Here is a 22,338-nt window from a genome sequence, read left to right as displayed (position 1 = left end):
CCGCATCCCCGTTCCCTGGAGGTCCGAAGCCCGATGGCCCAGTCGGTGGGTATCAAGGACGTCGCCCGCGCCGCCGGAGTGTCGGTGGGCACCGTGTCCAACGTCATCAACCGCCCGGACACCGTCGCCGGCGAGACCCGCGCCCGGGTGCTGTCCGCGATCGACCGGCTCGGCTACGTCCGCAGCGAGTCGGCGCGCCAGCTCCGGGCGGGCCGCAGCCGGATCATGGGGCTGCTCGTGCTGGACATGGGCAACCCGTTCTTCGTGGACGTCGCGCGCGGCGCCGAGCGGGCGGCCCGCGAGGCGGGGCTCGGTGTGATGGTGTGCAACAGCGCGCAGAACGCCGCCGAGGAGGCCGAGTACCTGTCGCTCTTCGCCGAGCAGCGAGTACGGGGGGTGCTGCTCACCCCGGCCGACGCCACCGGCCGCAACATCGAGGCGTTCCGCCGGCACGGCATCCCGTTCGTGCTGGTCGACCGGGTCGCCGAGGGCACCACCGAGTGCTCGGTCTCCGTGGACGACGTCGCGGGCGGCGCGCTCGCGGTCCGGCATCTGGTGGACGCCGGGCACCGCTCGATCGCCTACGTCAGCGGGCCGCCCGGCTTCAACCAGGTCCGCGACCGGCGCACCGGCGCGCTGCACGCGCTCGCCGAGGCCGGGCTCGGCCCCGAGGCGCTGCGCGAACTGCCCACCGAACGGCTGGACGTGGCCGCCGGCCGGGACGCCGGGGCCCGGCTGCTCGGTCTCGCCGACCGGCCCACCGCCGTCTTCTGCGCCAACGACCTGCTCGCCCTCGGCGTGCTCCAGGCGATGTACGCGGCGGGCGTCACCGTCCCGGACGACCTGGCGATCGTGGGCTACGACGACATCGAGTTCGCCGCCGCGGCCGCCGTACCCCTCACCTCCGTGCGCCAGCCCGCCGTCACCATGGGCGCCCTCGCCGCCGAGCTGCTGCTGGAGGAGACCGAGCAGGGCGAGGGCGAAGGGAAGCGGACGCACGAGCACCGGCGCGTGGTGCTCCAGCCGGAGCTGGTGGTGCGCCGCTCCAGCCTCGCCGCACGCTGAGCCGGGTCCCGCGGCCGGTCCCGTGCTGACCGGCGGTTCAGTGACGATCCATGATCCCGGGGCTCGGCCCACGCCCGCTCATGTGCTCAACTGGGACACGTCCGGACCGTCCGTCCCAGGAGACCCGTTGAGCCTCAGCTACCGCCAGCCCGGCGTCGTCCTCACCGACCGCCACTTCACCGTTCCCCTCGACCACGCCGACCCGGGCGGCGAGACCATCGAGCTGTACGCCCGCGAGGCGGTGGCGAGCGACAAGGCCGGGCAGGACCTGCCCTGGCTGGTGTACCTGCAGGGCGGCCCGGGGTTCGGGGCGCATCGTTTCGTCGGACGTCAGGCCTGGCTCGACCGGGCCCTGAAGGAGTACCGTGTCCTGCTGCTCGACCAGCGCGGCACCGGCCGCTCCACCCCCGCCACCCGGCAGACGCTGCCGCTGCGCGGCGGCCCCGCCGCACAGGCCGACTACCTGACCCACTTCCGCGCCGACTCCATCGTCCGCGACTGCGAGGCCATCCGCCCCCAGGTCACCGGCGGCGCCCCGTGGACCGTGCTCGGCCAGAGCTTCGGCGGCTTCTGCACGGTGTCGTACCTCTCCCTCGCCCCCGAAGGCGTCCACACCGCGCTCGTCACCGGCGGTCTGCCCTCCCTGCACGCCCACGCCGACGACGTCTACCGGGCCGCCTACCCGCGCATCGAGCGCAAGGTCACCGCGCACTACGCCCGCTACCCGCAGGACGTGGAGCGGGCCCGCCGGATCGCCGACCACCTCCTCACCCACGACGTGGTCCTGCCGAACGGCTACCGCTTCACGGTGGAGGCCTTCCAGTCCCTCGGCCTGATGCTCGGCGCGAGCGACGGCAGCCACCGGCTCCACCACCTGCTGGAGGACGCCTTCGTCCGCACGCCGGCCGGCCTCGAACTCGCCGACGCCTTCCAGGAGCAGGTCCAGTCCCTCCTGTCGTACGCCGCCCACCCCCTCTACGCCCTCGTCCACGAGTCGATCTACGGCCAGGACGCCCGCCCCACCGCCTGGGCCGCCGAACGCGTCCGCGCCGAGTTCCCGCAGTTCGACGCGGCGAAGGCGCTCACCGGCGACGGCCCGGTGCTCTTCACCGGCGAGACGGTCCACCCCTGGATGTTCGACGCCGACCCGGCCCTGCGGCCCCTGCGCGAGACGGCCGAACTGCTCGCCGCCCGCACCGACTGGCGCCCGCTCTACGACCCGGCACGGCTCGCCGCGAACGAGGTCCCGGTCGCCGCCGCCGTCTACCACGACGACATGTACGTCGACACCGCCCACTCCCTGGAGACCGCCGCCGCGATCCGCGGCCTGCGTCCCTGGGTCACCAACGAGTACGAGCACGACGGCCTGCGCGCGGGCGCGCCCCGGGTGCTGGACCGGCTGCTGGCGCTGGTGCGCGACGAGGTGTGACGGACGAGGTGTGACGGACGAGGTGTGACGGAGGCGGTGTGACGGAGGCGGTGTGACGGAGGCGGTGTGACGGACGAGGTGTGACGTACGCGGCGGACCGGGCGTGCGGGCAAAAGGAGTTGCGTGCCGGGGAGGGCGGCATAGTGTGCCGCCCATGACGGAGTCCAAGATCACTCAGCTCCAGCCCCTGCCCGGCGACTGGCAGCGGGCCCTCGCCGTGGTGGCCCACCCCGACGACCTGGAGTACGGCTGCTCCGCGGCCGTCGCCGCCTGGACCGACGCCGGCCGCGAGGTCGCCTATGTGCTGGCCACCCGTGGCGAGGCGGGCATCGACACCCTGGACCCCGCCGTCTGCGGCCCGCTGCGCGAGCGCGAGCAGCGGGCCGGCGCCGCCGTCGTCGGCGTCACCACCGTGGAGTTCCTCGACCACCGGGACGGCGTGATCGAGTACGGCGTCGGGCTGCGCCGCGACATCGCCGCCGCGATCCGCCGCCACCGCCCCGAACTCGTCGTCACCCTCAACCACCGCGACACCTGGGGCGGAGTCGCCTGGAACACCCCCGACCACGTCGCCGTCGGCCGCGCCACCCTGGACGCCGCGGCCGACGCCGGCAACCGCTGGATCTTCCCGGAACTCGCCGAGCAGGGCCTGGCACCCTGGAACGGCGTCCGCTGGGTGGCCGTCGCCGGCTCCAGCAGCCCCACCCACGCGGTCGACGCCACACCCGGTCTGGACCGGGCGGTGCGCTCGCTGCTCGAACACCGCGCCTATATCGAGGCGCTGACCGACCAGGACCCGGAAGCGTACGTCCGTGACTTCCTGACCGAGACCACCACCGCCACCGGCAAGCGCTTCGGCGGCACACCGGCGGTGGCCTTCGAGGTGTTCGGCCGGTAGGTCACCTCAGGGCCGGGCCCGGGTCGACCCGAGGTGCCGTCGTTCGTCTGCCGGTTCGTCGTGGCTGGTCGCGCGGTTCCCCGCGCCCCTCGGGGTGCGCCCCTCGTCGGCCCCGCTCAGACGTACCGTTCTCCGCTCCAGCCTCAGCCGCAGCCCCTCCGGCATCAGCGTCAGGCGTTCGGCGACCGTCAGGCGGTAGCCGGGGTCGGCCGACAGGTCGTAACGGCGCAGCAGCAGGCCCAGGACCAGGGTCGCCTCGTGCAGGGCGAACTGGCGGCCGATGCAGGCCCGGACGCCGGTGCCGAACGGCTTGAAGGTGTGCGGGGGACGGGCCCGTACGGCCGGCGCGGTGAAGCGGTCCGGGTCGAAGCGCTCGGGGTCCTCGCCCCACACCTCGGGTTCGCGGTGCAGCATCGGCGTCAGCACCATGGCCCACGCGCCCCGGCGCATCGGGTGCTCGTCGGCGAGGACCGTGTCCTTACGGGCCTCGCGGGCGAAGGCGGGCGCGGTGGGCCACAGCCGCAGCGACTCGTCCAGCACCCGGCGGACGTAGCGCAGCTTGGCTATCCGGTCGTAGGCGGGCTGCTCGGTGTCGCCCCAGACGCGGTCCACCTCGGCGCGGGCCCGGGCGGCGATCTCGGGGTGCCGGGCGAGGTAGTGGAGGGCGAAGGAGAGCGCGCCCGAGGTGGTCTCGTGGCCGGCCACCAGGAACGTGATCACCTGCTTGCGGACGTTCTCCGCGGACAGCCGCTCCCCGGTCTCCGGGTGCGCGGTCGCCAGCATGCGGTCCAGCAGGTCCCCCTCGCCGCCACCGGACCGGCGCCGGGCGGCGACGAGGCCGTCCACCGTGCGGTTGAGGTACGCCATGTCGGCCGTGTTGCGCCGGGCGGCGGCCCGCAGCAGCAGCGGGGCCAGCGGTCCGGGCACGCTGTTCAGCCGCTGGGCGTAGGTGAGCGTGCCGACCATCGCCGTGACGAACGGGTGCGGGCGTTCCCGCTCGAAGGAGCCGAAGTCGTGCCCGAAGCCGGTCCGCGCGATGGTCTCCAGGGTCAGCCGGGTCATGTCGCCGGGCACATCTACCGTGCGCCCGGCCGCGAGCTGCCGGTCCCAGTGGTCGGTCAGCCGGCCGGCGACGGCCAGCATCATGCCGTGGTAGCCCTCCATGGCCTCCCGGCTGAATCCGGGCGCCAGGACGTCGTGCGCCAGCTGCCAGTTCGGTTCGTGGTTGTAGGCGGTGAACAGTCCGTCGCCGGCCAGCGGCCGCAGATTGGCGACGCCGAGGCCGACGTGCTTGGCGAACCGGGACTCGTCGGCGAGGTCGGCGACGAACCGTGCCCCCCACACGAACACGAACTCCTTGCCGAAGGCCCGGCGGCGGAAGACCGGCCCCAGCTCGCGCGCGAAGCGCATCGAGTCCTGCAGCGGCCGGTGCCGGTCGGCGCCGAGCACATCGCCGAGCAGCGGCAGCCGGCGCGGCGGATGCGGGATGCGGTGCAGCTCGGGCCAGCCCTGTTCGGCGCTCCGGAAACCCCTCGGCAGCCCGGTCTCCATGGTCTCCGTCGTCTCCGCCATGACGCGATCTCCCTTGATCCAGCGGATGGTTGAGGCACTGACGCGCGCGTGTTGTACGTGGGTTCAATAACGCGGTTCAGTGTCGACCCGTTGTTGAACCCGCGTCAAGTAAAGTGACGCCATGCCCGCGAACCAGGGGGAGCGAGCCCGGCGCAGACTCAGTACCGGGGAACGCCGTGAGCAGTTGCTGTCGGTCGGCGCGAAGCTGTTCTCGGAGAGCCCCTACGACGAGGTGTGGATCGAGCAGGTCGCCGAGATCGCCGGGGTTTCGCGCGGGCTGCTGTACCACTACTTCCCGACCAAGCGGGACTTCTTCGCCGCCGTGGTGGAGCGGGAGAGCGCGCGCATGCTGCGCATGACGGCCGCCGAGCCCGGGGTGCCGGTGCGCGAGCAGCTCGCCGCCGGCCTCGACACCTACCTCGGCTACGTCCAGGCCCACGCCCATGGCTTCCGTGCCTTCCACCGGGCCGACGCGGCCGGCGACCAGGCCGTGCGCCGGGTCTACCAGCGGGCCCTCGCCGCCCAGGAGAAGCAGATCCTGGCCGCGCTCGCCGCCGACCCGGAGTTCGGTCCCGTCGTGGAGACCGCTCCCCGGGTGCGGCTGGCGGTGCGCGGCTGGCTCGCCTTCACCACCGCGGTGTGTCTCGAATGGCTGCGCGGCGAGGGCGAATTGAGCCGGGAGCAGGTGCGCGATCTGTGCGCCCGCGCGCTGCTGGGCGTCCTGCCGTAGGCCCGTCGTAGGCCGGAATGATTCCGTCCGTCGGTGTGGCGTGGTTGGCGTGCGCCCCGATCTTCGATAGGTTAGGCAAGGCTTACCTAAGGAGGTCCCGGGATGGGTGACACGCAGGACTGGACGGCCGCCCCCGGCGCGGCGGAACGGGCACGCTCGGTGCTGGCCACGGCGTGGTCGTGCGCGGTGACCGCGGACGGCGCCCGCGAGGAGTACGTCGGCGCGCACTCCGTGACCGAGGACGGCGCGGTGCGGCTGGCGGTGCCCGACGACAGCGCCCTGTTCGGGGCGGTCCTGTGCGCCCCGCGCCAAGAGCCCTCCGCCCTGCTGGAGTTCGCCGACGTCGCCCCCGTACCGGTGCGCCACCGTGTCCGCGCCCGGCTCTTTCTCTCCGGCTGGTTCGCCCCGTCCGAGGGCGCCCTCCTCTTCCGGCCCACCCGCGTGGTGCTGCGCCAGGCCGCCGGGGCCGTGGTGGTGGACCTGGACGAGTTCACCGCCGCCCGGCCCGATCCCCTCGCCGGCGCCGAGGCCCGGCTGCTCACCCACCTCGCCGACGCCCACCCGGACGCCGTCGAACGGCTCACCCGCCTGGTGCGGCCCGAGAGCCTGCACGCCGCGACCCGGGTGGCGCCGCTCGCCGTGGACCGGCACGGACTGACCCTGCGCATCGAACGCACCCGCGCCCACGGCGACGTACGACTGCCCTTCCACACGCCCGCCGACGACATCACCCAGCTCACCGAGCGCGTGCACGCCCTGCTCGCCCAGGCCAGTGCCGCCGCCTGCCCCCGCGCGCTACAGCGGCAGCGCGCAGACGGCGACGGGTGACGCGAACGGCTCGCCGGTCAGGCGGAGTTCACCGCTGTCGGGGTCGACGCGGAAGACGGTGACCGTGCCGGAGCGCTGGTTCGCCGCGAACAGCAGCCGGCCGTCGGGCGCGAACGCGATCTGCCGCGGGAAGTCCCCGCCCACCGGCACCGTGCCGAGCAGCCGCAGCCGGGCCCCGCCGGCCTCGACGGCGTACCGGGCGAGGCTGTTGTGGCCCCGGTTGGCGAGGAAGGCGTACCGCCCGTCCGCCGTCACCAGGATCTGCGCCGGATAGTTCGTGCCGCCGCCCGACCCGGTCGGCTGCGGCTCGCCGATCCTCAGGCGCCCGGTTTCCGGCTCATAGGCGCACACGGCGACGGTGTCGTCCACCTCGTTGGCCAGATAGGCGTACCGGCCGCCCGGATGGAAGGTCAGATGGCGCGGCCCCGCACCGGGCCGGGTCCGGGCCCGGGCCACCTCCGTGAGCGTCCCCTCGGTCTGGTCGAGGCGGTAGGTGTAGACGGTGTCGGTGCCCAGGTCCACGGCGAGGACGTGCCCGCCGTCGGGACTCGTGACGATCTGGTGGGCGTGCGGGCCCTCCTGGCCGGGGCCGGGCGGCGGAGAGGTGTGCGTGACCAGCCCGGTGCGCTCGCCGAGCGCGCCCGTGGCGTCGATCGGGTGCACGGCGACACTGCCGGAACCGTAGTTGGCGCTCAGCAGCCAGCGTCCCGTGGGATGCACCGAGAGGTGACAGGGCCCGGCGCCGCCGGTGCTCCGGGTGCCGAGGATCCGCCGGTCGGCAAGGCGTACGGCCGTCACCCCGCCGTCCTGCCGCTCGTCCACCGCGTACAGCGTGCGGCCGTTCGGGTGCACGGCGAGATACGACGGGTCGGGGACCCCGGTGAGCGTGCCCGACCCGGTGATCCGGCCCGACCCGGGGTCGTACGACGCGAGAGCGATGCCGGTGCCGCCGCCGTCGACGGAGGTGTAGGTGCCCACGTACAGCGGGCGCGGACCGGACGGCTTCCGGGGCGGCGGGGTGGCCTCCGGCCGGCTCTCCGGGGCCTTGCGGTCCGCCGGCGGGGCTGCCGGGGAGGGCACCGCCACGACGGCCGCCGTGCCGGCCACCGCCCCGACGAACCGGCGCCGGGTCCAGCCGCCGCCGCGCTCGCGGTCCCGCCGGGACGGGGAAGACCCCTCGTCCGCCGTCCGTGCCTCCGTGTCCATGCCGCACCTCAGGTCGTCGGTCGCCCCGCTCGTGACAGCCACCTTGGCCCGCGCACACCGCCAAGGGCAAGCCGGGCAACGGGCGTTGCACGTGCTGCAACCGGCGGGGATGCCGGCGGTGCTACCACTCGCCGTCCTCGACCGGCCTGCCCGGCGCGTCCTTGAGCGGCGTCACCTGCCCGGCGGACGGCGCCTCCCAGGGGTCCAGGTCGTTGCCGAGCCACTCGCCGACCGGCTTGACCGCCTCCAGGGTGTCCGTGGGGGCGAGGTCCTCGGCGTCCTCGTCGTAGTAGTCGTACCAGGGCAGGCCCGCCCGGGTGTACGCGGCCCGGTCGACCGGCGACGGCGGGGGCGCCTCGCCGGTGATCCGGCGCCACTCCGGGGGCGTGACCAGGTGCACGAACACCCGCCCGGCCGGTTCCTCCGACCAGTCACCGAGCGGCCGGTCGTCCCGGTACACCTCCTGCCGCATCGAGCCGCCCACGCCGAGCCCCATGGCCGCGGCGCGCCGCTGCGGAGCGGCGGCCGGGGGAGCGGGAGCGCCGAAGGACGCGGCGGGCGGGGGCGGCGGCGCTCCGCCGGGGGCCGCCGCGGCCATGGGCAGGGCCGCGTTGTACCCGCCGGCCGCGCCGTACCCGCCGGCCGCGCCGTACCCGCCGGGCGGGCCCAGCTGCCGCGAGCGCTCCCGCTCCCGGCGCCGCCACTCGGCGAGGGCCTCCTCCTTCAGCGGGAACGACTGGAGCTGGACCCCGCCCCACACCTCCTCGCCGGTGACCTGTCCCTCGACGGTCGCGCCCAGCCCCAGCGGTACGGCCACGAACTGGCGGACCGTGCCCCTGCCGGAGTTGATGCCGTCCAGCCAGGGCTGGCGGGGCAGCACCACATAGTTCTGCGGACGCCGGGACAGCCGGTCGCGCCACGGCTTGCCGGACACCGCGCACACCTTGCCCACACCGACCTGGAGCGCCGCCGGCTCCGTCGTGCCGCCGAAACTCAGCCACATCGCCTCGCGCAGATACACCGGCAGCATCACACCGCCCCGCGCCCGCATCCGCTCCGGCACCCGGTCGGCGTGGTCGGCCACCCGCCGGACCGGGAACTCGCCCAGGCCCGGCGGCAGCGGATGGGTGCCGCTCTCCGGCAGCCGCAGCGTGCGGACGAACCGCACCGCCACCCCGCCGGGCAGCCGCAGTGTGTTCCCGTCGATCCGGACTCCGCCACCGGTCATCCGTACGCTCCCTCGCCTCCGGCGCCGGCCCGCCCCGGCGGCTCCCTCACCGATAACGCTCACCGAACCCCGCACGGTTCCGCCACAGCTCCTCCTGGACCCCCAGGCGGTCGCGCAGCCAGGCCAGCCGGGGCAGCTTGGTCCGCTGCCCGCGCGATACCCGGTCCAGCTCCTCCAGCAGGCGGCGGGCACGGTGCTCGGTGTTCAGCTCGTCGATGATCCGGGTCGTCTCGGTCAGGACGGCGCCGAGCAGCTGCCAGTGCGCCCAGTCCTTCTGGATCTCCTCCCTGAGCAGCTCGGCCAGCCGGTCCCGGGTGCCGGCCGCCGTGTGCAGCTCGGCCGACAGCCGCGCCTCCGCCGACTCGGCGTTCTCGCTCACATGGCTGGTCACCAGCACGGCGAAGCTGACGATGGCGTCGGCGATCTCCGACAGCAGCTGCTCCACGGTCGCCCCCACCCGGGGCGGGAACAGCTCCTCGGACCCGCGGGCCTTCGCCAGGTCCGTGAACGAGCGGGCCAGCACCCGCAGCACCACCGTGCAGATCTCCATCGTGTCCAGACCGGTGCGCAGCACCACCCGGTGCAGCAGCCCCTCCTTCACCCGCGGATTGAGCCGCAGGCTGTCCTCGGCCTGCCGCAGCGCCGCGTCCACCTGCACGATGTCGTGGTCCAGCCGACGCGCCTCGTGCAACCGCTCGGCGGCCCGCTCCCAGGGGGTCCGGCCCGCGGCCTCCTCGCCCATCCGCAGCATCAGCTGCCGCACCCGCCGGGCCAGGTCCTCGATGGACCGGCCCGCCTCGTCCACCCACACCGGGGGTGGCAGCAGCAGGTTGCAGGCGGTGCCGACGACCGCGCCGATCAGCGTCTCCACGATCCGCGCCCACGCGGTGAACCCGACCGTGGTCACCCCGAGCACCAGCATGGCGCTGATCGCCACCTCGGCCACGTACTCGTCGACGCGCACCATGTGCCCGACGGCGAGTGCGGCGACGATCAGCAGCGCGAGGCTCCACCAGGTCAGGCCCACCAGCACGCTGAAGGCGATGGCGACCAGCACACCGGCGACCACCGAGTTCACCCGGCGGATGCCGTTGGTGAGGGTGGCGTAGAAGGTCACCTGGACGACCAGCAGCGCGGTCAGCGGTGCGGTGAGCGGGGCCGGCTCGGGGCTCAGCCGGAGCGCGATGACGTAGGCGACCGTCGCCGCCGCGGCCGACCGCAGCGTCTGGACGACCACCGGCTCCCGGCGGCGTTTCGCCAGACGCAGCAGCCCCGCGGTCCACTTTCGTACGTCGTGCATCCCTTGGCCTGTTCCCCGTCCTCGGGGGCATCGAACGTGGCCGTTTGCGGACTCTTTCCGTCTGTTTCAGGCCAGATGCTTACGCATACAGCTTGTCGAGGAAGGCGGAGAGATTGCCCCGGGTGCGCGCTATCTGCTCCTCCAGGGTGAGGCTCTCCTCGAACCGGGCGCCGGACTCCGGGACCTTCTTGCCGCGCACGTACAGCGAACACGCCAGGTCCGTGCACATGTACAGCCCGACCGAGTTGCCCTCGCGGCCCGCCGCGCCCGCCTTCCGCGCGGTCATCAGGGACACCCCGCCGCCGGGATGCGTCGTCAGGCACACCGAGCACATGCTGCGGTGCAGGAAACCGCGCTGGGAGGCGGGGAAGCGCAGGGCGACGCCGGTGAGCCGGCCGTCCCGCTCGGTGACCAGATAGCTCCGGTCCGGAGCGCCGGGATCGCGCCAGCCGAGGAAGTCCAGATCGTCCCAGGGGCGTTCGCCGAGATCACGCGGGACCGCCAGCCGCTTGGCCTCGCCTTTGGAGCAGTTGATGAACGAGCTGCGGATGTCCTGCTCGGTGAGCGGTCTCATGGGGAGTCCTTCCGGATGCGTGGCATGCAAGGAAAACCTAGGGTCTCTAGGTACACGGCTACTCTATTTAGCCACCAGAAGGGTGGGCCAATGAATTTCCGGTCCCCTACTGCCCTTCGGCGGGCCTCGGCTCCGGTGGCCACACGCCCGGGCTCAGGACGCCCAGGGCGTAGGCGCGGGCGACCAGCTCGGTACGGTTGGTCGCACCCCAGCGGGCCGACAGGCGGCGCAGGTGATAGGTGACGCCGTCCCGGCTGAGGCCCAGTTCGCGGGCGGCGCGGGCGGTGGTGGCGCCGCCGGCCAGCAGGGCCAGCACCCGCCGCTCGACCTCCGTGGTCCGCACCGGCTCCGGCTCCCGCGCGGGCTGCTCGCCCCCCACCCGCAGCATCACCAGCAGCGCGGGTGTCTCCTCCACGGTGTCGCTCACCGGATCCGCCGTCAGCTCCCCGTACCGCTCGCCCCCGCCGGGCGCCGGCCAGCACACCGACACCTGGTAGCGGGAGCGGTGCCGCAGCCGCAGCGCCTCGGCGATCCGCTCCACCTGGCCGGCCTCCTGCGGCCGGAACAGCTCCAGCACCTGCCGGCCGCGCAGCCGGCCCGGGGTCGTACCGCACTCCGCGGCCATCGCCGGGTTCGCCAGCACCACCTGGCCGTACACATCGCACACCGCCACCGGTACCGCCACCCGGTCGAACAGCATGAGCGCACGGTTGCGCCACACCACCGCGTCGGCCCCACCCGATTCCATGGCACCTCCCGGTCCGCCGGCCGACTGCCATCCAAGAGGAAGCGGCAGGTCAGCGGCAACTCGGGGGAGCGAGGGGCGCCGCAGGCTCTCGACGCGGCCGGTGCCGCGTGAGCAGGCCATCGGCACCCCGCCCGCCGCCTGGAGGAGTGCGCTGCGCGCCGTGCCGCGGGCGCGTAGCCCGTGTCCGGCCGGTCGCCGGCCAGCAGCAGCACGGCGGCACAGGGCGACGAACCGCCGGACGACGTCCCACTGCGGAACCCGGCGCCGCCGGCCGTTCACTGGCTCGCGGCCGGCCCGCGCAAGCCCCGGCGCCCACTTTCCACTGCACGAACGTGTAGTGCCGTGGCACGGGCGCCGGATGCCCGTCGACCACCCTGGAACGCAGTAGTCCGCTACCGCGAAAGGCAGTTGTCGCGTCATGCCCCCCACCGCACTGCGCCCAGGACCGGCCGCACCCCTGGCCGGCGTCCCCGTCGTCGACATCACCGCCACCGGCCCTGGCCACACCCCGATCCAGCAGGTCATGGGGCTGATGCGGGAGCACGGTCCGGTGCTGGTGCGCCGGCTGCACGGCCGGGACGCGATGTTCGTCGCCGACGCGGACCTGGTCGCCGACCTGGCCGACGAGGAGCGCTTCGCCAAGCACATCGGGCCCGCCCTGGAGAACGTGCGCGAGTTCGCCGCCGACGGCCTGTTCACGGCGTACAACGACGAGCCCAACTGGGCCAGGGCGCACGACATCCTGATGCCCGCCTTCGCGCTCGGCTCGATGCGCACCTACCACCCGGTGATGCTGAAGGTGGCCCGGCGACTCATCGACTCCTGGGACCGCGCGGCCCGGGCCGGCCGGCCCGTCGACGTGCCCGACGACATGACCCGGATGACGCTCGACACCATCGGACTGGCCGGGTTCGACTACGACTTCGGCTCCTTCGAGCGCGACGAGCCGCATCCCTTCGTGGAGTCGATGGTCCGCTGCCTGGAGTGGAGCATGACCCGCCTGGCCCGCACCCCGGGCGCGGACCACTCGGCGGCGGACGCGGCCTTCCGCCGGGACGCCGACTATCTCGCCCGGGTCGTGGACGACGTGATCGCCGCCCGCACCGGCACCGACCAGAGCGGCGCCGAGGACCTGCTCGGGCTGATGCTCAGCGCCCCGCACCCCGCCGACGGCACCACCCTGGACCCGGCCAACATCCGCAACCAGGTCATCACCTTCCTGATCGCCGGCCACGAGACCACCTCCGGCGCGATGTCCTTCGCCCTGTACTACCTCGCCAAGCACCCCTCCGTCCTCCGGCTCGTGCAGCGCGAGGCCGACGCGCTGTGGGGCGACACCCCCGACCCGGAGCCGACGTACGAGGACATCGGCCGGCTCACGTACACCCGCCAGGTCCTCAACGAGGCGCTGCGGCTGTGGCCGACGGCCGCCGCGTTCAGCCGGCACGCCCGCGAGGACACCCTGCTCGGCGGCCGCATCCCGCTGCGCGCCGGGCAGGCCGTCACCGTGCTCGCGCCGATGCTGCACCGCCAGCCCGTGTGGGGCGACAACCCCGAGCTGTTCGACCCCGAGCGGTTCACCCCCGAGGCCGAGGCGGCCCGCCCGGTGCACGCCTTCAAGCCCTTCGGCACCGGTGAACGCGCCTGCATCGGACGGCAGTTCGCGCTGCACGAGGCGACCATGCTGCTCGCCCTGCTGGTCCACCGCTACCGGCTGCACGACCACGCCGGCTACCGGCTCACCGTGAAGGAGACCCTCACCCTCAAGCCCGAGGGCCTCACCCTCACGCTCACCCCGCGCACCCCCGCCGACCGCGTGCACGCCCCGCTGCCCGGCACCGCCCCCGCGCGGGCCGCCGGCACCCCGGCCCCGGACGCCCTCCCGGCCCGGGTCCGCCCCGGCACCCGCGCCCTCTTCCTGCACGGCAGCAACTACGGCACCTGCCGGGACTTCGCCGCCGGGCTCGCCGACGAGGCCGCCGCCGTGGGATGCGCCACCGAGGTCGCCGCCCTGGACGCCTACGCGGACGGCCTGCCCACGGACCGGCCCGTCGTCATCACCGCCGCCTCCTACAACGGCCGCCCCACCGACGACGCCGTCGCCTTCACCGCCTGGCTCGACGGCACCCCCGACCTGACCGGAGTGACCTACGCCGTCCTCGGCGTCGGCGACCGCAACTGGGCCGCCACCTACCAGCAGGTTCCCACCCGCGTCGACGCCCGCCTCGCCGAACTCGGCGCCACCCGGCTCACCGAACGCGCCGCCGCCGACGCCTCCGGCGATCTCACCGGCACGGTACGGGAGTTCACGGCCCGGCTGCGCACCGCGCTGCTCACGGAGTACGGCGACCCGGACGCCGGGAACGACACCCCGGCCGAGCCCGCCCACGCCTACGCGGTGCGCACCCTGACCGGCGGCCCGCTGGACGCCCTCGCCGAACGGCACGGGCTGGTCCCGATGACGGTCACCGAGGCCCACGACCTCACCGCCCCCGGCCATCCCCGCACCAAGCGGTTCCTGCGCGTGGCGCTGCCCGAGGGCGTCACCTACCGCACCGCCGATCACCTGGCCGTGCTGCCCGCCAACGCCCCGGAGCTGGTGGAACGCGCCCTCGCCGCGTTCGGCCTCGACGCCGACGCCGTTCTCGACATCCGGGCCACCCGCCCGCGTCGCGACGGACTCGCTGTCGACCGACCGCTGACGGCACGGCAACTGCTCACTCACCACGTCGAGTTGCAGGAGCGGCCGACCGAACGGCAGCGGGCGCTCCTCGCCGAGACCAACCCCTGCCCGCCCGAGCGTGCCGCCCTCGCCGCCCTGACCACCGACGACCCGCGCACCCTGGTGGAGCTGGCCGAGGACCACCCCGCCCTGCGCGGAGCCCTCGGCTGGCCGCTCCTGCTCGACCTGCTGACCCCGCTGCGGCCCCGCCACTACTCCATCTCCTCGGCGCCGGCGGCCGACCCGCGCCACGCCGACCTCATGGTGTCCGTGCTCGACGCCCCGGCCCGGTCGGGCAAGGGCCGCTACCGGGGCACCGGCTCCGGTCATCTCGCCTCCCTGCGCCCCGGCGACACCGTGTACGCCCGCGTCCAGCCCTGCCGCGACGCGTTCCGGGTCGACGGCTCGGCACCGGTCGTGATGGTCGCCGCCGGCACCGGACTCGCTCCGTTCCGGGGGGCCGTCGCCGACCGCCTGGCCGCCTGTCAGGCAGGCACCCGACTCGCCCCGGCGCTCCTCTACTTCGGCTGTGACGCGCCCGAGGCCGACTACCTGCACGCCGAGGAGCTGCGGGCGGCCGAGCGGGCCGGAGCGGTGTCCCTGCGCCCGGCCTTCAGCGCCGCCCCCGAGAACGGGGCCGTCTTCGTCCAGCACCGGATCGCCGCCGAGGGCGACGAGGTGTGGCGGCTGCTGACCGCCGGGGCCCGGGTCCACGTCTGCGGCGACGGCGCCCGCATGGCCCCCGGCGTCCGCGAGGCCTTCCGTACCCTGTACCGGGAACACACCCCCGGCGCCGACCGGGCGGCGGCCGAGCGGTGGCTCGACACGCTGGTGGCGGACGGGCGTTACGTGGAGGACGTGTACGCGGCGGGCTGAGCCGCCGCCGGGGAGGGGGCACCGATGGGGGAGTCCGAGGAGCGGACGCGGATCGGGGACTCGCACGAGCGGGCGCGGCGGGTCCTGGCCGCGGCGGGCCTGCCGCCCGCCCGGCTGGTCGGGGTGCGCCCCCTCGGCGGCGGCACCTACAACACCGTCGAGGAACTCCGGCTCGCCGACGGCAGCCGCTACGTGCTGAAGACCGCGCCCGCCGGGCCGGGCCTGCGCTACGAGTCCCGGCTGCTGCGCTCCGAGGAGGCGTTCTGCCGGGCCGCCGCCGAGGCCGGTGTCCCCGCGCCCCGCACGGTGCACACCGACCCCGGACCCAAGGCGCGGCACGCGCTGCAGACCCTCTGCCCCGGAGCGCCCTGGGACGGCTCCCTGCCCCAGGCGGAACAGGCGGCCCTGCGCCGCGAGCTGGGCGCGCAGGTGGCCCGGCTGCACCGGATCACCGGACCCGGCTTCGGCTACCCGTCGGGCGCGCTCGGCCCGCTCGCCGCCGACTGGCGGACGGCGTTCACGGGGATGCTCGACGCGGTCCTCGCCGACGCCCGCGACTACGCCGCCGAACTGCCCCGGCCCGCCGACGAGGTGGCCCGTACGCTCCGCTCCGCGTACGGCGCGCTGGACGAGGTCACCGTGCCGCGCCCGGTCCACTTCGACCTGTGGCCGGGCAACATCCTCGTGGACCGCACCCCCGGCGGGCCCCGCGTGGGCGGGCTCGTCGACGGCGAGCGCATGTTCTGGGGCGACCCGGTCGCCGACTTCGTCTCCCTGGCCCTGCTGGACGACATCGAGAAGGACCAGGACTTCCTCGCCGGCTACCGGGACGCCGACGGCCGGGTCTCCTTCGACCGGCCGGAGCGGCTGCGGCTAGCCCTCTACCGCGCCTACCTCTACCTGATCATGCTGATCGAGACGGTGCCCCGGGCGGTCGGCGCGGACCGGCAGCGGTGGACCCAGGAGACCGTCGCCCCGGAGCTGGTCGCCGCACTGGACGACATCGAACGCCTCCGCCTTAGCTCATAGCGTGAACTAAGGGTTGGCAGAATGTCGCGTTCCGGCTGCCCGAAGGGGTATGTTGCAGGTCGGGCACGGTTCGTGAAGGGAGCCACATGGCGGGGCGCAACGGACGCACGGTACGCGACCTGAGGCGAGGCAACCGTACGGCGGTGCTCCAGCGGCTGTACTTCGACGGTCCGCTCAGCCGGTTCGAGCTGGGTCCGGCCACCGGACTCAGCTCCGGTTCGGTCAGCAACGTGGTCGCGGACCTGATCGCGGACGGACTGGTCGAGGAGGCCGGCAGCGTCGACTCCGACGGCGGCCGGCCGCGCACGCTGCTGCGGGTCGCCCCGCACAGCGGCCAGATGATCGGCGTCGACGTCGGCGAGACCCGGGTCCGGGTGGAGCTGTTCGACCTGGCCCTCACCGAACTGGCCCGCGTGGAACGGCCGTTGGCCCCGCAGGGCTACGACGTCGACGTCATCGCCGGCCACATCCGCGACGGCGTCGCCGAGGTCCTCACCGCCGAACAGGCCGACCCGGGGCGGCTGCTCGGCGTCGGCGTCGGCGTCCCCGGCATAGTCGAACACACCCCGGACCGCGGTGCCGTCGTCCACGGCCAGACCATCGGCTGGGACGCGGTCCCGCTGGAGCGGCTGCTCCGCTCGGCCTCCCAGCTCCCGGACGAGGTGCCGTACTTCATCGACAACGGCGCCAAGACCCTCGGCCAGGCCGAGATGTGGTTCGGCGCCGGGCGCGGCGCCCGCAACGCCGTCGTCGTGCTCTTCGGCTCCGGCGTCGGCGCCTGCCTGGTCACACCCGAGGTGGAACACGGGCGGGCGGTGGAGTGGGGCCATCTGACGGTACGGGTGCGCGGGCGCCGCTGCCGCTGCGGTGCGCCGGGCTGCCTGGAGGCCTACGCGGGCGCGGAGTCGCTGCTGGCCCGCTGGCGCGAGGAGGGCGGCCGGCCGCCGGAGGGCACCGACGAGGAGACCGCGCTGACCGCGATGCTCGCGGCGGCGTACCCGCCCGAAGGCGGCACACCCGACCCGGTCGCGCTGGCCGTCCTGGAGGAGACCGCGGAGTACCTCGGCGCCGGCCTGTCCGACCTGATCAACCTCTTCCAGCCCGAGCGGATCCTGATCGGCGGCTGGGCCGGGCTCCAGCTCGGCACGCGGTTCCTGCCCGCCGTACGCCGGCACGCGGCCACGTACGCCCTGCGGCACCCGGCCGACAAGGTCACCATCGACCTCGGCCGGCTCGGTCCGGACGCGGTCACGGTCGGCGCCGCGATCCTCCCCCTGGCCGAGTTCTTCGCCGCCGGCGGCCGCCACCCCGAACCCACCACCGAACCCCGCCTCCCCGCCTGGCGAACAGCCCTCCAGGACCGAACCCCTCAGTGAGCGGCGACCCCGGCGGGCACAGGGCGACCCGGGCTCGTCCCGGCCGCTTCGGCTGAGGTCGACGGCCGGCCGCTCAGGCCGACGGTTCCTGTGGGGTCGGATGTTCCGGGTGCACCGTGCCCGGTCGGGGGGAGTCGCGGGGGCCGGTGCCGGCTTCGTCCGTGTCGGGTACGGCGTGCTCGTCCGGTTCGTCGTCGCGTGGGCGTGCCGGGGTGACGTCCCACGGGTCCTTGTCGGGGCTGGCCTGCTGGTCGGGCATGTCCCGGGGTACCGGCCGTTCCCCGGGGCCGGATCCGGGCTTCTGCTCGGGCATGGTGTTCTCCGTTCCTCCCTCGTCCGGGGCGGGGCCGTTCAGCCGACCTTCCGTCCGCGCATCGGCTCGGTCTCCATTCCGCCGCCCTTCTGCAACCCGTCCAGGAACTCCTGGAGCACCTCGGTCGCCGTGCGCCGCGGCTCCCAGCCCAGTTCGGCGCGCGCCCGTGCGCAGTCCATCAGCGGCAGCCGCAGGACGGCGTCGAACAGGTGCGGGGAGGCGGGCAGCAGGCGCAGGCCCCAGGCGGCGGCGATCGCCGAGCGAGCCGCCGTACGGGGCAGCCGCAGCGGCCGGGAGCCGAGCAGCTCGGCGAGGACGCCCGCGTCGAGCGGGGGATCGGCGGCCAGGTTGAAGGCGCCGCGGGCGCTGTCCGTGTGCACCGCGAGCCGGTAGGCCTCGGCCGCGTCGTCCGTGTGGAGCGCCTGCACTCTCAGGCCCGGGATGTCCGGAAGGAACGGCAGCAGCTCCGGGCGGGCCAGCGGACCGGGCAGGAACCGCCCGCCGAAGATCCGCCGCTGCTCGCTCGCCGACTCCCACTTGAACAGGAACGCCGGGCGCATCCGGACCACCCGCACCCCGGGGTGATCACGCTCGAACACGTCCAGTGTGCGCTCCAGATAGGCCTTCTCCCGGCAGTACGCGGCGTCCGGCCAGCCGTGCGTCGGCCAGGACTCGTCCACCGGGCGGTCCTTCGGCCCCGGCGAGTACGCCCCGACGGAGGACGCGTGCACCAGCACCGGTACCCGGGCCGCGGCGACCGCCTCGAAGACCCGGATGCTGCCGAGCACATTGGTCCGCCAGGTGGTGGCCGGATCGTGCGTCGGCTGGAACGCCCAGGCCAGATGGATCACGGCGTCGGCGCCCTCGAACCGCTCGGCGAGGTTGTCCTGGTCCGAGCCCAGGTCGACGGCGGACCACTCGGTCTTCGGCGGCGACCACTCGGGCGTCCGCCGGGCCAGCCCCCGCACCGACCTGACACCGGGATCCTCCGAGAGCAGACGCACCACACTCGTCCCGACATTGCCGGTGGCGCCTGTCACGACCACCCTGCTGCCCGCTGAGCTGCTCACCTTCGGCTCCTCTCGTCGGCATCGGCGGAGGCTGCGACGAGCGGCCGGGTACCCGGGCGCCGGATCCGCACACGCGGCGCCCCCGGACGGCGCACAGCGGAAGCGGGCAGTGGAAAGCCCCGGCCGTGACGGGGGAATCACGACCGGGGCGGACGGGTGGTGGGCGCGGATGGCGGTCGCCTCTCGGCGAGACGCTCCACAGGGCTTCAGCCGAACGATCGTCCCTGTGGGCAAAAGGTGAGGCCCGGGGACACTGTCCCATCCACACCCACGGCTTGTTCAACGGGCAACCACACCCGGGTGTTCCATCCCCACAGGTGACCTGCGTCACCACCGTCACCGCTCAGCCCAGCGGGCTTCCGGCCAGCCGCGCCAGCAGATCCGCCGGATCGGCGTACACCGCCTCCGCCCCGGCCTCCTCCAGATCGGCCCGCGGGATCCCGCCGCACAGCAGCCCCACACAGCGCACCCCGGCCTTGCTGCCCGCCCGCATGTCCCACACGGTGTCCCCGACGAACACCGCCCGCGAGGCCGGCACCCCGGCCAGCTGAAGCGCGTGTTCCACGGGCTCCGGGGCCGGCTTGCCCTGCCGTACGTCGTCGGCGCTCGCCGTGGCCGCGATGGCGTCGTCCGCGTCGATCGCCCGGCGCAGCGCGCCCAGCTCGGCACCGCTCGCCGAGGTGGCGAGGACCACCTTCCAGCCGTCCCCGTGCAGCCGCCGCAGCAGCTCCCCGGCCCCCGGAAGCGCGGGCAGCCGGTCGAAGTACTGTCCGTACAGCGCCGTGTGCGCCCCGCTCAGCCGTGCGTCCTGGTCCCGGTCCCGGTCGTCGCCGAGCAGATGGGCGACCAGGTCCGTGGAGCCGAGGCCGACGGCCCGGTGCACGGCGTGCATGGGGACCTCGTGCCCGGCCTGCCGGAACGCCTCCCACCAGGTGACGACGTGCAGGTGATTGGTGTCGACGAGGGTCCCGTCGACGTCGAACACGGCGGCACGGTCCATCCCAGGTCCTCTCGATCAGCTTGCGACAGTCAGCTTCCGGCCCGGGTACCACGCCCCGACTCCGCCACGCGCGCCGGCAGCCGGCCCTCACGGGTCCAGCCCAGCAGCTCCTCGGCCGACCAGGTGGTCACCACCCGCTCGGGCGGCACCCCGCACTCCTCGGCCCGGGCGCAGCCGAGGATCTGCCAGTCCAGCTGGCCGGGCGCGTGCGCGTCGGTGTCGACCGAGAACAGCACCCCCGCCTCGACCGCCCGGCGCAGCAGCCGACGCGGCGGGTCGAGCCGTTCCGGACGGCTGTTGATCTCCACGGCGGTGCCCGACTCGGCGCACGCGGCGAACACCTCGTCCGCGTCGAACTGCGACTCGGGCCGCCCCCGGCCCGTGACCAGACGCCCGGTGCAGTGCCCGAGGACGTCGGCGTGCGGATCGCGCACCGCGGCCACCATCCGGCGGGTCATGGACCGCGCGTCCATCCGCAGCTTGGAGTGGACCGACACCACGACCACGTCCAACTGCTCCAGCAGCTCCGGTTCCTGGTCCAGCGAGCCGTCCTCCAGGATGTCGCACTCGATGCCGGTGAGCAGCCGGAACGGCGCCCACCGCGCGTTCAGCTCCGCCACCACCGCGAGCTGCTCCCGCAGCCGCTCGGGCGACAGCCCGCGGGCCACGGTCAGCCGTGGCGAGTGGTCGGTGAGCACGGTCCACTCATGACCCAGCTCGGCCGCCGCCCGCCCCATCTCCTCGATCGGGCTGCCCCCGTCGGACCAGTCGGAGTGCGTGTGACAGTCCCCGCGGATCAGCGCCCGCAACTCGGCACCGGCCCCCTCGGCACCGACCGAGGCCCCCGCCTCCTCCTCCAGCCTGCGCAGATACCCGGGCACCTCACCGGCCAGCGCCTCCCGCACCACCTGCGCGGTCTTCGGCCCGACCCCCTTCAGCGACTCCAGCGTCCCGGCCGCGGCCCGCTCGGCGACCTCCTCCGCGGACAGCGCGGCCAGCGTCCGGGAAGCGGTGCGAAAGGCCCGTACCCGATAGGTGGGCGCGAGCGCCCGCTCCAGGAGAAAGGCGATCCGGTCGAGAGCGGCGACGGGGTCCATGCACACCAAGGGTGCACCAGACGCCCTGAAGGGGCGCGGGGAACCGCGCGAGCAGCCGACCCCCGGCCCGCGCTCCGCAGCACACCCCGTGCTCCCGCGTCGAAACCCGTTTGTCCACCCCGCCCCCGGGTACTGCGATGCCCACGCTCACCAGAGGAGGCCGTCCATGCCACGCGCAGCGATCGTCACCGGCTCGGACTCCGGCATCGGCCGGGCCACCGCCGTACGCCTGGCCGAGGCGGGCCTGGACATCGGCATCACCTGGCACTCCGACGAGAAGGGCGCCGAGGAGACGGCGCGGGAGGTCCGCGCGCACGGCCGCCGCGCCGCCGTGGCCCAGCTGGACCTCACCCGGCTGCCCGAGGCCGCCGACACGGTGGACGAGCTGTGCGCCGAGCTGGGCCGGGTCGACGTCCTGGTCAACAACGCCGGTACGGGCACCATGACCCCCTACCTCGACCTGACCCTGACGGAGGTGCGCCGGGTCCTGGACATCGACCTCGTCGGCCCGTTCCTGCTCGGACAGCGGGCCGCGCGGCAGATGATCCGGCAGGGCGACGGCGGCCGCATCGTCAACGTCACCTCGGTGCACGAGCACCAGCCCCGGGTCGGCGCGGCCCCGTACTGCGCGGCCAAGGGCGGCCTAGGCCTGCTGACCCAGGTGATGGCCCTGGAGCTGGCCGAGTACGGCATCACCGTGAACGCGGTCGCGCCGGGCGAGATCGCCACCCCGATGACCGGCCAGGAGGACACCGACGTGCACACCGAGCGCCGCCCCGGCGTGCCGCTCGGCCGGCCCGGTGACGCCCGCGAGGTGGCTGCGGTGATCGCGTTCCTCGCGAGCCCCGACGCCTCCTACGTCACCGGCGCCTCCTGGAGCGTCGACGGCGGCATGCTGCGCATGGGCCCGCAGGCCGGCTCCCATCTGACCAGCGACGACTGGCGCCGCCCCTGAGCCGGTCCGCCGGCCGGTACCGGTGGACGACCCGTCCGGGCGGGTTGCGTTCTACCCTCGATTGCATGACCGAACAAGCAGCTCCCCACATCTCCCATCCGCGGATCATGGTCCTCGGGGTGTGCCCGGGCAGGCACGGTGAGCCGCCCTTCCGGATCATGGAGATCGACGGTCAGGTGGTCGGCGAGGCCAGGACCGTCACGGACGTGCTGGAGACGGCGGCCGCCTACGGCATCCCCATCCACGACCTCGACGACCCGGACGTGGTCCGCTTCGTGGGCGGGGACAAGTACAAGTGGACGGTGCACTGACCGGCCGGCAC

20 protein-coding genes are annotated in these 22,338 nt (G+C 74.3%); 10 read left to right on the top strand and 10 right to left on the bottom strand.

The window, feature by feature from the left end:
• Positions 1 to 33 precede the first annotated feature (33 nt).
• The 3 genes from ACZ4U1_RS04400 (at position 34) to ACZ4U1_RS04390 (ending at position 3,392) form a co-directional block, all read left to right on the top strand.
• Positions 34 to 1,065, top strand: a complete 1,032-nt coding sequence (locus tag ACZ4U1_RS04400) for a LacI family DNA-binding transcriptional regulator (RefSeq protein ID WP_467899411.1) — start codon at positions 34 to 36, stop codon at positions 1,063 to 1,065.
• 127 nt (positions 1,066 to 1,192) lie between these two features.
• Positions 1,193 to 2,494, top strand: coding sequence for an alpha/beta fold hydrolase (locus ACZ4U1_RS04395; protein WP_467899409.1), 1,302 nt, complete (start codon positions 1,193 to 1,195; stop codon positions 2,492 to 2,494).
• Positions 2,495 to 2,648: 154 nt separating this feature from the next.
• On the top strand, positions 2,649 to 3,392 hold the full coding sequence (locus ACZ4U1_RS04390) for a PIG-L deacetylase family protein (RefSeq protein ID WP_467899407.1): 744 nt from the start codon (positions 2,649 to 2,651) through the stop codon (positions 3,390 to 3,392).
• A 6-nt stretch (positions 3,393 to 3,398) separates the two neighbouring features.
• On the opposite strand, the gene ACZ4U1_RS04385 is transcribed toward ACZ4U1_RS04390, so the two are convergent.
• Entirely contained in the window at positions 3,399 to 4,964 is a 1,566-nt protein-coding gene (locus ACZ4U1_RS04385) for a cytochrome P450 (protein ID WP_467899404.1), read from the bottom strand.
• Between the two features lie 121 nt (positions 4,965 to 5,085).
• On the opposite strand from ACZ4U1_RS04385, the gene ACZ4U1_RS04380 reads away from it, so the two are divergent.
• Both ACZ4U1_RS04380 and ACZ4U1_RS04375 read left to right on the top strand, forming a co-directional pair.
• A complete protein-coding gene (locus ACZ4U1_RS04380; protein WP_467899402.1) occupies positions 5,086 to 5,694 on the top strand; it encodes a TetR/AcrR family transcriptional regulator in 609 nt (202 codons plus the stop codon).
• 102 nt (positions 5,695 to 5,796) lie between these two features.
• On the top strand, positions 5,797 to 6,522 hold the full coding sequence (locus ACZ4U1_RS04375) for a DUF2470 domain-containing protein (protein ID WP_467899400.1): 726 nt from the start codon (positions 5,797 to 5,799) through the stop codon (positions 6,520 to 6,522).
• Here ACZ4U1_RS04375 and ACZ4U1_RS04370 read toward each other — a convergent pair.
• The 5 genes from ACZ4U1_RS04370 to ACZ4U1_RS04350 all read right to left on the bottom strand — a co-directional run bounded on the left by ACZ4U1_RS04370 (position 6,490) and on the right by ACZ4U1_RS04350 (position 11,578).
• On the bottom strand, positions 6,490 to 7,629 hold the full coding sequence (locus ACZ4U1_RS04370) for a lactonase family protein (protein ID WP_467900086.1): 1,140 nt from the start codon (positions 7,627 to 7,629) through the stop codon (positions 6,490 to 6,492). The two genes, ACZ4U1_RS04375 and ACZ4U1_RS04370, sit on opposite strands and share 33 nt — an antisense overlap.
• Before the next feature lie 220 nt (positions 7,630 to 7,849).
• Positions 7,850 to 8,956 (bottom strand): hypothetical protein, encoded by a 1,107-nt coding sequence (locus ACZ4U1_RS04365; RefSeq protein WP_467899398.1) that lies wholly within the window; start codon positions 8,954 to 8,956, stop codon positions 7,850 to 7,852.
• Between the two features lie 46 nt (positions 8,957 to 9,002).
• Positions 9,003 to 10,256: an FUSC family protein gene (locus tag ACZ4U1_RS04360; protein ID WP_467899396.1), complete on the bottom strand. Its 1,254-nt coding sequence runs from the start codon at positions 10,254 to 10,256 to the stop codon at positions 9,003 to 9,005.
• A 79-nt stretch (positions 10,257 to 10,335) separates the two neighbouring features.
• On the bottom strand, positions 10,336 to 10,830 hold the full coding sequence (locus ACZ4U1_RS04355) for an FBP domain-containing protein (RefSeq protein WP_467899394.1): 495 nt from the start codon (positions 10,828 to 10,830) through the stop codon (positions 10,336 to 10,338).
• A 106-nt stretch (positions 10,831 to 10,936) separates the two neighbouring features.
• Positions 10,937 to 11,578 (bottom strand): LuxR C-terminal-related transcriptional regulator, encoded by a 642-nt coding sequence (locus ACZ4U1_RS04350; RefSeq protein ID WP_467899392.1) that lies wholly within the window; start codon positions 11,576 to 11,578, stop codon positions 10,937 to 10,939.
• Positions 11,579 to 11,996: 418 nt separating this feature from the next.
• On the opposite strand from ACZ4U1_RS04350, the gene ACZ4U1_RS04345 reads away from it, so the two are divergent.
• The 3 genes from ACZ4U1_RS04345 (at position 11,997) to ACZ4U1_RS04335 (ending at position 17,581) form a co-directional block, all read left to right on the top strand.
• The gene (locus tag ACZ4U1_RS04345; RefSeq protein ID WP_467899390.1) at positions 11,997 to 15,176 is read left to right on the top strand and encodes a cytochrome P450; all 3,180 of its coding nucleotides are present in this window, start codon (positions 11,997 to 11,999) and stop codon (positions 15,174 to 15,176) included.
• Between the two features lie 24 nt (positions 15,177 to 15,200).
• Positions 15,201 to 16,205, top strand: coding sequence for a phosphotransferase family protein (locus tag ACZ4U1_RS04340; RefSeq protein WP_467899388.1), 1,005 nt, complete (start codon positions 15,201 to 15,203; stop codon positions 16,203 to 16,205).
• A gap of 86 nt (positions 16,206 to 16,291) precedes the next feature.
• Positions 16,292 to 17,581, top strand: coding sequence for an ROK family protein (locus ACZ4U1_RS04335; RefSeq protein WP_467899386.1), 1,290 nt, complete (start codon positions 16,292 to 16,294; stop codon positions 17,579 to 17,581).
• A gap of 73 nt (positions 17,582 to 17,654) precedes the next feature.
• Here the strand turns inward: ACZ4U1_RS04335 and ACZ4U1_RS04330 are convergent, their stop codons facing one another.
• From ACZ4U1_RS04330 to ACZ4U1_RS04315, 4 genes are all read right to left on the bottom strand, one after another.
• A complete protein-coding gene (locus ACZ4U1_RS04330; RefSeq protein ID WP_467899384.1) occupies positions 17,655 to 17,894 on the bottom strand; it encodes a hypothetical protein in 240 nt (79 codons plus the stop codon).
• 38 nt (positions 17,895 to 17,932) lie between these two features.
• Positions 17,933 to 18,964 (bottom strand): SDR family oxidoreductase, encoded by a 1,032-nt coding sequence (locus ACZ4U1_RS04325; RefSeq protein WP_467899382.1) that lies wholly within the window; start codon positions 18,962 to 18,964, stop codon positions 17,933 to 17,935.
• 343 nt (positions 18,965 to 19,307) lie between these two features.
• Positions 19,308 to 19,964, bottom strand: coding sequence for an HAD family hydrolase (locus ACZ4U1_RS04320; protein ID WP_467899381.1), 657 nt, complete (start codon positions 19,962 to 19,964; stop codon positions 19,308 to 19,310).
• A 29-nt stretch (positions 19,965 to 19,993) separates the two neighbouring features.
• Entirely contained in the window at positions 19,994 to 21,061 is a 1,068-nt protein-coding gene (locus tag ACZ4U1_RS04315; RefSeq protein ID WP_467899379.1) for a PHP domain-containing protein, read from the bottom strand.
• A 166-nt stretch (positions 21,062 to 21,227) separates the two neighbouring features.
• Here ACZ4U1_RS04315 and ACZ4U1_RS04310 point away from each other — a divergent pair, with 166 nt between their 5' ends.
• Together ACZ4U1_RS04310 and ACZ4U1_RS04305 are read left to right on the top strand one after the other, a co-directional pair.
• Complete coding sequence (locus ACZ4U1_RS04310; protein ID WP_467899377.1) at positions 21,228 to 22,016, top strand: SDR family oxidoreductase; 789 nt, start codon at positions 21,228 to 21,230, stop codon at positions 22,014 to 22,016.
• Positions 22,017 to 22,081: 65 nt separating this feature from the next.
• Positions 22,082 to 22,327, top strand: a complete 246-nt coding sequence (locus ACZ4U1_RS04305; protein ID WP_467899376.1) for a hypothetical protein — start codon at positions 22,082 to 22,084, stop codon at positions 22,325 to 22,327.
• Positions 22,328 to 22,338 lie beyond the last annotated feature (11 nt).

Source organism: Streptomyces sp. NPDC028928, assembly GCF_055564915.1.
The sequence above is the reverse complement of the archived record's forward strand: the minus strand, read 5'-3'. Positions and strand labels throughout refer to the sequence as shown.

What these genes read in the sequence shown, in the direction of transcription:
- ACZ4U1_RS04400 (WP_467899411.1), top strand. Translation starts at nt 34, where the DNA reads ATGGCCCAGTCGGTGGGTATCAAGGACGTCGCCCGCGCCGCCGGAGTG.
- ACZ4U1_RS04390 (WP_467899407.1), top strand. Translation starts at nt 2,649, where the DNA reads ATGACGGAGTCCAAGATCACTCAGCTCCAGCCCCTGCCCGGCGACTGG.
- ACZ4U1_RS04385 (WP_467899404.1), bottom strand. Translation starts at nt 4,964, where the DNA reads ATGGCGGAGACGACGGAGACCATGGAGACCGGGCTGCCGAGGGGTTTC.
- ACZ4U1_RS04380 (WP_467899402.1), top strand. Translation starts at nt 5,086, where the DNA reads ATGCCCGCGAACCAGGGGGAGCGAGCCCGGCGCAGACTCAGTACCGGG.
- ACZ4U1_RS04375 (WP_467899400.1), top strand. Translation starts at nt 5,797, where the DNA reads ATGGGTGACACGCAGGACTGGACGGCCGCCCCCGGCGCGGCGGAACGG.
- ACZ4U1_RS04365 (WP_467899398.1), bottom strand. Translation starts at nt 8,956, where the DNA reads ATGACCGGTGGCGGAGTCCGGATCGACGGGAACACACTGCGGCTGCCC.
- ACZ4U1_RS04360 (WP_467899396.1), bottom strand. Translation starts at nt 10,256, where the DNA reads ATGCACGACGTACGAAAGTGGACCGCGGGGCTGCTGCGTCTGGCGAAA.
- ACZ4U1_RS04355 (WP_467899394.1), bottom strand. Translation starts at nt 10,830, where the DNA reads ATGAGACCGCTCACCGAGCAGGACATCCGCAGCTCGTTCATCAACTGC.
- ACZ4U1_RS04350 (WP_467899392.1), bottom strand. Translation starts at nt 11,578, where the DNA reads ATGGAATCGGGTGGGGCCGACGCGGTGGTGTGGCGCAACCGTGCGCTC.
- ACZ4U1_RS04345 (WP_467899390.1), top strand. Translation starts at nt 11,997, where the DNA reads ATGCCCCCCACCGCACTGCGCCCAGGACCGGCCGCACCCCTGGCCGGC.
- ACZ4U1_RS04340 (WP_467899388.1), top strand. Translation starts at nt 15,201, where the DNA reads ATGGGGGAGTCCGAGGAGCGGACGCGGATCGGGGACTCGCACGAGCGG.
- ACZ4U1_RS04335 (WP_467899386.1), top strand. Translation starts at nt 16,292, where the DNA reads ATGGCGGGGCGCAACGGACGCACGGTACGCGACCTGAGGCGAGGCAAC.
- ACZ4U1_RS04330 (WP_467899384.1), bottom strand. Translation starts at nt 17,894, where the DNA reads ATGCCCGAGCAGAAGCCCGGATCCGGCCCCGGGGAACGGCCGGTACCC.
- ACZ4U1_RS04320 (WP_467899381.1), bottom strand. Translation starts at nt 19,964, where the DNA reads ATGGACCGTGCCGCCGTGTTCGACGTCGACGGGACCCTCGTCGACACC.
- ACZ4U1_RS04315 (WP_467899379.1), bottom strand. Translation starts at nt 21,061, where the DNA reads ATGGACCCCGTCGCCGCTCTCGACCGGATCGCCTTTCTCCTGGAGCGG.
- ACZ4U1_RS04310 (WP_467899377.1), top strand. Translation starts at nt 21,228, where the DNA reads ATGCCACGCGCAGCGATCGTCACCGGCTCGGACTCCGGCATCGGCCGG.
- ACZ4U1_RS04305 (WP_467899376.1), top strand. Translation starts at nt 22,082, where the DNA reads ATGACCGAACAAGCAGCTCCCCACATCTCCCATCCGCGGATCATGGTC.